Origin of the sequence: Cohnella sp. SGD-V74 (assembly GCF_003001675.1) — a bacterium.
In the GTDB taxonomy this organism is placed as follows: domain Bacteria; phylum Bacillota; class Bacilli; order Paenibacillales; family Paenibacillaceae; genus Cohnella.
This window is the reverse complement of sequence record NZ_PVYW01000016.1, coordinates 223,595-232,875: the sequence shown is the minus strand read 5'-3', so window position 1 is coordinate 232,875 and position 9,281 is coordinate 223,595. Positions and strand designations below refer to the sequence as shown.

Below are 9,281 nucleotides of genomic sequence, written 5' to 3'. Positions count from 1 at the left end.
GTCGTACAAAACCTTCCCTTGCACCTGTACGGCACTCTCCTTATATCGTGGCAACCTTCGCATACCAAAAGCTTAAATCCGTTCTTAGGATTCCCGCAACCTAAAAACTTCGTCACTTCCTTCAATACCGCTGGTCGGATTCGATCTCCATGCTTCCCACAAAACCAATCCCAGTTCTCCAGAAAAATCCGCTTCAGTACATTGCTCTCCATATGCTTACCTTAACAAATTTTCTGAAATAGGGCAGTGATTTTATACTTTCTGATATTGCAAGCCAAAACGCCTTCGGCGTCCTCTCGTCAAGCAAAATCCCGGTCCCCTTCGCATACGCGATGGAGACCGGGATTTTTGGGATGACGCCGCTTTATTTTCGCCCATAGGCTTTCGCATACCGCCGGATTCTCTTGAAGATCGAAGGATCGGGCAGCTTTCTGAAAATATAAGGATCCGGGCTCGTATTGACTTCGATGATCCACGGCTTCAACGTTCGGTCCAGGCCGATGTCGACGCCGACCTCGCAGACGCCGGGATACCGCCGCCGCAACGCCTTTCCCGCCTTGATGCCGATCCGCTCAAGCGTCCGGATCGTTCTGTCCGCGGAGCCCTTGCCCGTATGGCCGGCGAGCAGGCGGTTGACCGGAACGAGCTTGCCTCCGCTGTGATAATTGGTCACGATTTTGCCGGGAGCCGCCACCCTGCCGATCATTCCGGTCGTCCGCCACGTCTTGCGCGGCGTCCATTGCGCCATCACGCGCAGGTCGAACGCGCGTCCATTGTATTTAAGCAGGCGAATCCCCCGCTGAATCAAGTACTTGCGACCTCTGATCTTGCGGCGCAGCGCCTCGGCCAGCCGGGCGCAGGAGGGATATGCCCGTTGCCGCCTGCCCGTCCGCAGCAGGCAGCGTCCCCCATCGGTCCGCTCCGCCCGCATGACGCCTTTGCCGTGGGTGCCGGATTCCGGCTTGACGTAGACCATCCCGTGGCGCTTAAGCTGCCGGCCCAGCTCCCGTCCTCCGAATCGAACTGTCTCGGGGACGAGTCGTCTCAGCGACGCGCTGTCCATTATCGCCGCGGTTTTCTTCCATTTGCTGCTCACATGACGGGGCACGCGGCACCTCCTCAAATCAGAATGCGAACATCCGATTCCAGTGTATGAGCAGCCGGCGCCGCTGGGGACAAAAACAGGCGATAATCGCTGCGGCTCATGCATCCCGGTAAGAGGAGCGCCCCAGGTCAGCCCGGTCGATCGGTCGAGTTTAATTCGCCGTCGCTTGCGAGATGATCGCGTGGGCAACCTCCACGCGGTTGCGGCCTTGATGCTTCGCCCGGTACAGAGCTTCGTCCGCCACGCGGAACAGCTGCTCGGCATTGCTCGCGAACCCCGGATAATGGGCCGCCCCGATCGACAGCGTCACCTTGCCGCCCGTCGGCCCGTCCGTCTCCGCCATGTGCTGGCGTATGCGTTCGGCGGCTTCCAGAGCGGATTCGAACCGGTCGTCGGGCAGGAGGACGATAAATTCTTCCCCGCCGAACCTGCAGATCACGTTGTCTTCCTTAAGCAGCTTGCGCAAGCTGCTCGCCAGAAACTTCAGCACCTCGTCCCCTACGTCGTGGCCGTAAGTGTCGTTCACGTTTTTGAAATGATCCAAGTCCATCACAAGAAGGGAGAACGGATTCCCCTTGGCAATCCAGCTGCCGATAAACTTGTCCATCGTCCTGCGGTTGAACAACCCCGTGAGCGGATCGGTCTGGGCTTCCTGCGACAGGCTGTCGAACTGGTAGCGGAAGTGGCGAACCGCTCTGCCGAACGCCTTGTGAAGCTCGTTCGCCTCGTAGCTCAGCCCGTGAATCCGCGGCAGTTCGTCCGCTCCGCTGTTCGTCGGGGAGAGCATGGACGCGAATTCCGTCAGCTTGACGAAAGGCTCGGACAGCTTGCGTACGACCAAGGTGATCACAATGACGAAAAGAACCAGAGCCGGCAGCATATATACGATAATCGCCGTAATCAGCTTGCGCGCCGATTGCAGCACGGATTCCGCAGGCGTCTGAGCGACGATGCCCCAGCCAGCGTTGCCTATCGGCGCGTAGCTGGCAAGCACGTCGACGCCCCTGGTGTTGACGATTCTCTCCGATCCGCTTAATCCCGAAATTACGCTCGAGACGACCGGATTGCCGGTCACCTTCTCCCCGATTCGCTCCGAATCCGGATGGTACAGCAGCACGCCGTTCGAACTGACCACGTAAGCGTACGAGCCGTCCGACTCGTTCGGAACGCTGCCCAGCACCGTCTGGAAAATATTCGTCTCGTGCAGCCGGATCGATCCCCCGATAAATCCGATATAGTTGCCGGAAGCGTCGTGCAGAGGAGCGCTGACCATGACGATCAGCTTGTTCGTCACCGAGCTTATGTACGGCTCGGAGACGAGCGGCTTCTGCTCCCGGATCGCCTGCGTCGGACCTTCCGAGAGCAGCTTGCTGCCCCGCGCCGAAGGCAGATTCGAAGCGGCGAGCAAAATGCCTTCCTTGTCGACGATAAACACGGAATTAAAGAAAGAGTTGCCTTCCTGGAACAGCATAAGCTGGTCCTTCAAATCCGCGCGCGACAGATCGGAGGACAGGAATTCTCCGGTTATCGCCAGGCTGTTCATCATATGTTGAAAAATAAAGTTCGTTGTTTCGGCGATTTTGTCCGCATACGTCTCATTTAACTGGAACGTCAAACGAAACAGCGATCTCTTCTCGTTCTGGTAAGCGACCAACGATATAATGACGACCGTCGCCAACACCGTCGCCATGACGATTGCGTTTACTGTCAACCTTAACTTGAAGCCTCTGTTTTTATGCATATCCTTGGACCCCTATAGTTCTCTTTGCTCATTTATTCGACACGAAGCTACAATTTTCCTTGCGCCGCGCGCAAATCTTCATTTTTCTTATGTTGCCGGAAGCGCACCGGATCGGCAACAGGCCCGGAACGGGCAATGGCGGCGCAGGGAATCGTCCCTTCGCGCCGCCATTGTCAGCTTCTAGCCATTATGAAGTTATGAGTCTTTCCCCGAGTCCTTGTCGATGGAATTGTCGCCTTGGGCCAGCTTGCGCAGCCATTGATTGACGTCTACTCCTGTAAGCGCGCCGACCGTCTCCGGCATCTTCGCCAGCAGATCGGTCACGTAGCCCGTCACCTTGCCTGCTCCGCCGTTCGGTCCGCCGCTTCCTCCGTCGACGATGACGATCTTCTCCGTCTTCGAGAGCGGCTCGGCGATCGCACGGGCGATCTCCGGGAACTTCTGGACGATCAGCTCGATGACCGCCGCCTCTCCGTACTTGCGCAGCGCGTCCGCGATCTTGTCCTTCGCTTCCGCTTCGGCAAGACCCTTGAGCCGAATGACGTCGGCTTCGGCCGTACCTTCCGCGCGTTCCTTGTCCGCATTGGCGTTACCCGCCAGTCTCACGGCTTCCGCTTCCGCTCTCGCCTTCGCTTCGATCTGGTAGCGGTCCGCTTCGGCCCGCTGCTCCTGTGCGAAACGCTCGGCCTCGGCCTGCTTCTTCACCGTCGCCACCAGTTCCCGTTCGCGGCGTTCGATCTCCTTGGCTTCCAGCTCGATCTGCTTCTCGCGCTCGATGACCTGGATTTGCATTTCTTCGGCTTTGACCGACTGAAGCGTCTTCGCTTCCTGAAGCTTGTAGGACTGATCGGCTTCCGCCTTTCTCATATCCTGCTCCCGCTTGAACTCGGCCTTCTTCACTTCCATTTGCTTATGCGCTTCGGCGATGTTCGTCTCGGCCGTAAATTCCGCCTTCTTGCCTTCCTCCAGCGCTTTCGACTTGGCGATCTGCTCGTCCCGGTAGGCGTTCGCCTTGGCGATCTCGGCGTCCCGCTTGACTGACGCGATCTGCGGCTGGCCGAGCGCGTCCAGGTAACCGTTCTTGTCCCGAACGTCGCGAATCGTGAACGAGACGATCTGCAAACCCATTTTGTTCAGATCGCTGGCTGCGACTTCCTGCACGTTTCTAGCGAATTCTTCGCGGTTTTTGTAGACATCCTCCACCGTCATCGTGCCGAGAATGGCGCGAAGATGACCTTCCATCGTCTGCGTCGCGATGCCCTTGAGCTCTGCCTCCGGTTTGCCGAGGAATTGTTCCGCGGCGGTCGCCATCGATTCCAGATCGCCTTTGATTTTGATCTGCGCGACGCCCTCCACCATAACCGGAACCCCATGCATCGTATAGACTTCAGGGGTATGTACGTCGACCGTCTGCACTTGCAGCGACAGGAACGACGCCTCCTGCACGACCGGCCAGACGAACGTTCCGCCCGCCTTCACGATCTTCATCCCGTCGCGCGTCAGCGCCCCGGTGACGATCATCGCCTGGTCCGCTTTCACCGTGCGGTATCTCGATGCGAATACGACGATCAGCAAAATGACGACGAGCACGATGCCTACCGGAATATACAAGGTTGCGTCCATATTCATTTTGATTCCTCCCTTTCCGCATTGGATTGCGCGAATCGCGCCTAAGCCTCTTCCACGACGAAGGTACCGGCAATCTCGTCCAGGATTCTGACCTGGGCTCCTTGCCGAATCGAAATCTCGCCATAAGCTTTGGCAGGAGCGCTGTGCCTTGTTCCTCCCTGCTCGTAGACGATTTCTCCCAGCCGCGAACCTTGGATGGACGTCGCAACCTCCGCCAGCGATCCGATCATCTGCTTCGCGGACCTTGCGCTCCCTTTTTGCGCAGCTTGCAAAGGAATAACGACCAGGAACAATACGACCGAGGAAACACCGAGCGCGATCAAGAGCGACAAGCTGGCTACCGGCAGCGCCGACCATCCCGTGTTATGCAGCAGCATGTATCCGACTCCGCCGAACACGGTCAGGAAAGTCGCGATAATGGTCGGCGACAGAAAGGGCAGCTCCCCCGTATGGACGTCCAAACCGAACAAATCTCCTACGAAAGCCGATAACACCGCATACCCGACGCCAATGCCGAACAGTACGATCATTAACGTTTCCAAGTTGCCTGCACCCCCTTCCGGACCTTCGTAGTGGCAGTACACTAAGTAATACGTAATTACGAATGGAAAGTTACTCCTTTTTTGTATTTCTGATGGATTGTCGTCAGAAGACGACCCTTCAAAAATAAGATTCGAAAATCATGTCAGAAGTACGAGACTTTGGGCATAGGATATTAGCGGATATTTTCGGCTGTCGCGCTGCGATCGACGAACAACGAAGGAGGTACCGGCCGGATGAACGATTCCCAATGGCGAAGTTGGAAGCCTTATGTCGGAGCGAACGACCCCTGTCCGCCTATTCGAGTAAAGTGGTATGTCGTTCCGCCCAACCAATATATTTCTTTTCAGCCTATGAATTTGCCCCAGTTTCCGTTAGACGAGGCGTTAAGACGAGGCACCTTGTGGCCCGCTCTCTACAGCGACTATACGCCGCGCCGCACGACGAAGGGAGGGAAAGGCAATGCCTGAACGGTTCGATCGCGACGAACGCAGGGACCGGGACGACTGGAACGACAGATACGTCCGATACGACCGCAAGGCGAGAGACTACCGGGACGGAGAGGATAAAGCGCCTGAGCCGAGCGTCAGGGGCGACGATGCCTACCGCCGCGAGCTGCTGGAGCTTCAAAAGACGGATTTCGCATTAGTCGAATTGACGCTGTATTTGGACACTCACCCCAACGACATGCAGGCCGTTCAGCAGTTTAACCAGCTCTCCCAGAGACGGCGCCAACTCGCGCACGATTTCGAGATGAAATACGGTCCGCTTCTGCAATTCGGTCTCAGCTACAGCCGGTTCCCTTGGCAGTGGAACGACACCCCTTGGCCGTGGCAAGTATAGGGAGGAGGAGACTGGAGCATGTGGATTTATGAAAAAAAACTGCAATATCCCGTCAGGGTCAGCAAGTGCGATCCCCGAATGGCGCGTTATCTGGTCGAGCAGTACGGCGGAGCCGACGGCGAGCTGTCCGCGGCTCTGCGTTACTTGAATCAACGGTATACGATTCCGGACAAAGTGATTGGGTTGCTTACGGATATAGGCACAGAGGAGTTCGCGCACTTAGAGATGATTGCCACCATGATTTACAAGCTGACCAAAGACGCCACCCCGGAGCAGCTGGAAGCCGCCGGGCTCGGCGCGAATTTCGTCAATCACGATGGAGCGATGTTCTACAACAATGCCGCGGGAGTGCCGTGGACGGCTGCCTACATAGCCGCCAAAGGCGATCCGATCGCCGACCTGTACGAGGATATCGCCGCGGAGGAGAAGGCTCGGGCGACCTATCAGTGGTTGATCGATTATACGGACGACGTCGACATCCAGGATTCGCTGAAGTTTCTGCGGGAGCGGGAAATCGTGCACTCGCTTAGATTCAAAGAGGCGGTAGAGATCTTGAAGGCGGATCGCGATCAGAAGAAGATTTATTAAGCGTAAGGGGCTGGCCCATAAGCAGGGACGTACAAGATTATCGATGAAAAAAAGAAGGAGCTGGCCCATAAGTCAGGCAACAAGTATTATCGAGTTAGAATAGGGGTATATATCTCCCGAAGAGCGAAGCGCCTGCCTCATACGGTCATGAAATTACCCTGTCACGGGTTAATCGATTCCTGATTTCATGGCCACGCTTCGGGGTCCCCGGAAAGTAATCGGAATAAGCTGCGAAGCTTCTCGTCACTTTCTGGGGTACATTGTAGCGTAGGGAGATATATACCCCGTTCTTATTCATCGATAATACCAATTGTTGCGCTCTGACCTCTTTTGGGACAGCCCCGTACAACGCTCATCCATCGATAATCGTTCGGTACGTCTCTTTTTTCTTATGGGACCGCCCTGTTACTGAAATTTGATTTTAAAGTCGAACAGCCCCGCCTTGCGCATCGCCATGAACACGATCACGACGATCGGGCCGAGGAACACGCCGACGATGCCGACGAGCTCGTAGCCGACGTACAAGCTGATCAAGGCCGACAACGCGCCGATCCCGACCGCGTCTCCGAGAATTTTCGGCTCGACGATCCGGCGCACGACCGTAATGACGAGGAACAGCAAAATCAGGCCGATTCCGGTATACATTTCTCCGGTGGCGATCTGGAACGCCGCCCACGGCACGAGGGCCGAACCTACGCCGAGCACGGGAAGAATGTCCACGATGACGATGACGAGCGCGATCGCGAGCGGATAGCCCGTTCCGATAATGAGCAGACCGGTGAACGACAGAATGTAGGTAATGACGCTGAGCAGCAGCTGTGCGCGCAGGAAGCCGAACACCGATCTGCGCAGGCTGGCCAGCACTTCCTCCACCTGAAGCTTCGATTTCTCTTCGAACAAGGACAGGAACGAGCTTTTCATCGTCGGCAAGCTCAGCGAGAACAAATAGACTGCGACCAGGAACACGATGAAGAAAATGAAGAAGTCCGGGATGCCCGACGCGAAGCTGAACAGCACTCCGGACAGCTTCGTGGACAGTTGGCTGAGAGCGGCCGTGATGTTGGACACCCAGTCTTCCAGCTGATCCGGCAGCGGCGCGGCTCCGTTGTTCGAATAAGTCTGAGCCTTCTCGATCAAGCTTCGTATGTATGTATTGGCGTTCTCCAGCATGCTCGGCATTTTGTCCAGGAACGCCCGGAGCTCGCTGACCAGCTTCATCCCCAGCAAACCCAGCAAGCCCAGCAGGACAACGGTGAACAGCGTGCTCGAGACGGTCGTGGCGGCCAGCCGATTCATCTTCGCCTTGTTCATGAACAGAAGCGTAAGCGGCTCGAGAAAGATCGCCACAACGAGCGCGAGCAGGAACGGAGCCCCCACCGTGAACAGCAAATACAAAAATAGGAGCGATGAAACCATCAGCACAATGATTCGAATCGGCACGGCCTTTCCCCTCTTCCCGGGCTTCCCCGCCGTTACTGACTGTCTTGGTTCGATCGCGACGGTTTATCCGGCGCGTCCACCAGCGCTATTTTGTTTTTGTAGATATGTACCCGCTGCACGCGAAGCCGTTCCGTCTGGGCAATCTCGAACACGTAGCCTTCGTGGATGATCTTCTGTCCTTTGGAAATGGTGCCTTCGAGATGGTTGAACAGCCAGCCGCCGATCGAATCCACTTCGTCGTCTTCGATCTCGAGTCCGAGCAGATCGTTCACGTCTTCTATCAACATACGCCCGTCCACGGAAGTTAATTCCCCTTTGATCACGACGTTCGGCAGCTCGTCGTCGAATTCGTCCTGAAGCTCTCCGACAAGCTCCTCCAAGATCGTCTCGGCGGTCAGCATGCCCGCCGTTCCGCCGTATTCGTCGATGACGATGGCGACCTGGGATTTGCGGCGCTGCATCAGCTTCAGCACCTTGCTGATTTCCATCGATTCCGGCACGCTCAGGATCGGTCGCAGAAACTCTTTGAGATTGTGCTCCTCGTCCGGATCGGCGGTGAGCAGATCGGTAATGTGCACGAAGCCGACGATCTGGTCCTTATCCTCGACCCCGACCGGATAACGAGTATGCTTCGTCGAGTAAACCACCTTCATGTTGTCCGCGTAAGACACGTTCGTGAACAGGCAGTCCATATCCGTTCTTGGAAGCATGATCTCGCGTGCGACCCGATCCGCGAATTCGAAGACGTTGTCGAACAGCGTCATCTCGTCTTTGTCGATAATGCCGCTCTTGGCGCTCTCATCCATCAGGATGCGGATTTCCTCCTCGGTGTGAGCAGCGTCGTGCTCACTGGCCGGCTCGACGCCGACCAGCTTCAGCAGCCGGTTCGCAGCGCCGTTCAGCAGCCAGATGAATGGCAGGAACAACCGGTAAAACATGAGCAACGGCCAGCTCAACCAGAGCGATACGCCTACGGAACGCTGAATCGCCAGCGACTTGGGGGCCAGTTCTCCGAGGACGATGTGCAGAAACGTAATGATGCAGAAAGCAACCGCGAACGCGATCGAATGGATCAACGTTTCGTCCGTTACGCCGAACTCGTGGAGCAGCGGCGCGATGATCAGATCGGCGATCGCCGGCTCCCCGACCCAGCCCAAACCGAGCGAGGCCAGCGTAATGCCCAATTGGGTCGCCGACAGATAGGCGTCCAGCCGCTGGTTGACCTTCAGGGCGTATTTCGCGCGTACGTTGCCTTCCTTGCTGAGCTGCGTCAGCCGGCTCTGCCGGACCTTGACGAGAGCGAATTCGGACGCGACGAAAAATCCGTTAAGGAAAACTAAGAACAATACGAGAACAACGTTCCAGAAAATCAAATCCCATTCGAGTTCCAAGTGA

General features: G+C 56.6%; 10 protein-coding genes. 3 read left to right on the top strand and 7 right to left on the bottom strand.

Features of this window, described 5'->3' with window-relative positions:
- From B0G52_RS23465 to B0G52_RS23445, 5 genes are all read right to left on the bottom strand, one after another.
- A partial coding sequence (locus B0G52_RS23465; protein ID WP_233162966.1) for a transposase zinc-binding domain-containing protein occupies nucleotides 1–212 on the bottom strand: 212 nt, incomplete at its 3' end.
- A gap of 152 nt (nucleotides 213–364) precedes the next feature.
- Nucleotides 365–1,108 carry a YheC/YheD family protein gene (locus B0G52_RS23460; RefSeq protein WP_233162965.1) on the bottom strand — a complete coding sequence of 248 codons (744 nt, stop codon included), beginning with the start codon at nucleotides 1,106–1,108 and terminating at the stop codon, nucleotides 365–367.
- A 148-nt stretch (nucleotides 1,109–1,256) separates the two neighbouring features.
- On the bottom strand, nucleotides 1,257–2,846 hold the full coding sequence (locus tag B0G52_RS23455; protein ID WP_094047827.1) for a sensor domain-containing diguanylate cyclase: 1,590 nt from the start codon (nucleotides 2,844–2,846) through the stop codon (nucleotides 1,257–1,259).
- 195 nt (nucleotides 2,847–3,041) lie between these two features.
- Nucleotides 3,042–4,475: a flotillin family protein gene (locus tag B0G52_RS23450; protein WP_094047826.1), complete on the bottom strand. Its 1,434-nt coding sequence runs from the start codon at nucleotides 4,473–4,475 to the stop codon at nucleotides 3,042–3,044.
- A gap of 41 nt (nucleotides 4,476–4,516) precedes the next feature.
- Nucleotides 4,517–5,017 (bottom strand): NfeD family membrane protein, encoded by a 501-nt coding sequence (locus B0G52_RS23445; protein ID WP_094047825.1) that lies wholly within the window; start codon nucleotides 5,015–5,017, stop codon nucleotides 4,517–4,519.
- A 234-nt stretch (nucleotides 5,018–5,251) separates the two neighbouring features.
- Here B0G52_RS23445 and B0G52_RS23440 point away from each other — a divergent pair, with 234 nt between their 5' ends.
- The 3 genes from B0G52_RS23440 to B0G52_RS23430 all read left to right on the top strand — a co-directional run bounded on the left by B0G52_RS23440 (nucleotide 5,252) and on the right by B0G52_RS23430 (nucleotide 6,446).
- Nucleotides 5,252–5,485: a spore coat associated protein CotJA gene (locus B0G52_RS23440; RefSeq protein WP_094047824.1), complete on the top strand. Its 234-nt coding sequence runs from the start codon at nucleotides 5,252–5,254 to the stop codon at nucleotides 5,483–5,485.
- Nucleotides 5,486–5,630: 145 nt separating this feature from the next.
- On the top strand, nucleotides 5,631–5,858 hold the full coding sequence (locus B0G52_RS36285; RefSeq protein WP_233162973.1) for a spore coat protein CotJB: 228 nt from the start codon (nucleotides 5,631–5,633) through the stop codon (nucleotides 5,856–5,858).
- 18 nt (nucleotides 5,859–5,876) lie between these two features.
- Nucleotides 5,877–6,446 (top strand): manganese catalase family protein, encoded by a 570-nt coding sequence (locus B0G52_RS23430; protein WP_094047822.1) that lies wholly within the window; start codon nucleotides 5,877–5,879, stop codon nucleotides 6,444–6,446.
- A gap of 405 nt (nucleotides 6,447–6,851) precedes the next feature.
- Here B0G52_RS23430 and ytvI read toward each other — a convergent pair whose 3' ends face one another.
- Both ytvI and B0G52_RS23420 read right to left on the bottom strand, forming a co-directional pair.
- Nucleotides 6,852–7,886 carry a sporulation integral membrane protein YtvI gene (gene ytvI / locus B0G52_RS23425; RefSeq protein ID WP_094047821.1) on the bottom strand — a complete coding sequence of 345 codons (1,035 nt, stop codon included), beginning with the start codon at nucleotides 7,884–7,886 and terminating at the stop codon, nucleotides 6,852–6,854.
- A gap of 32 nt (nucleotides 7,887–7,918) precedes the next feature.
- Nucleotides 7,919–9,277, bottom strand: coding sequence for a hemolysin family protein (locus tag B0G52_RS23420; RefSeq protein ID WP_094047820.1), 1,359 nt, complete (start codon nucleotides 9,275–9,277; stop codon nucleotides 7,919–7,921).
- Between the last annotated feature and the right edge of the window lie 4 nt (nucleotides 9,278–9,281).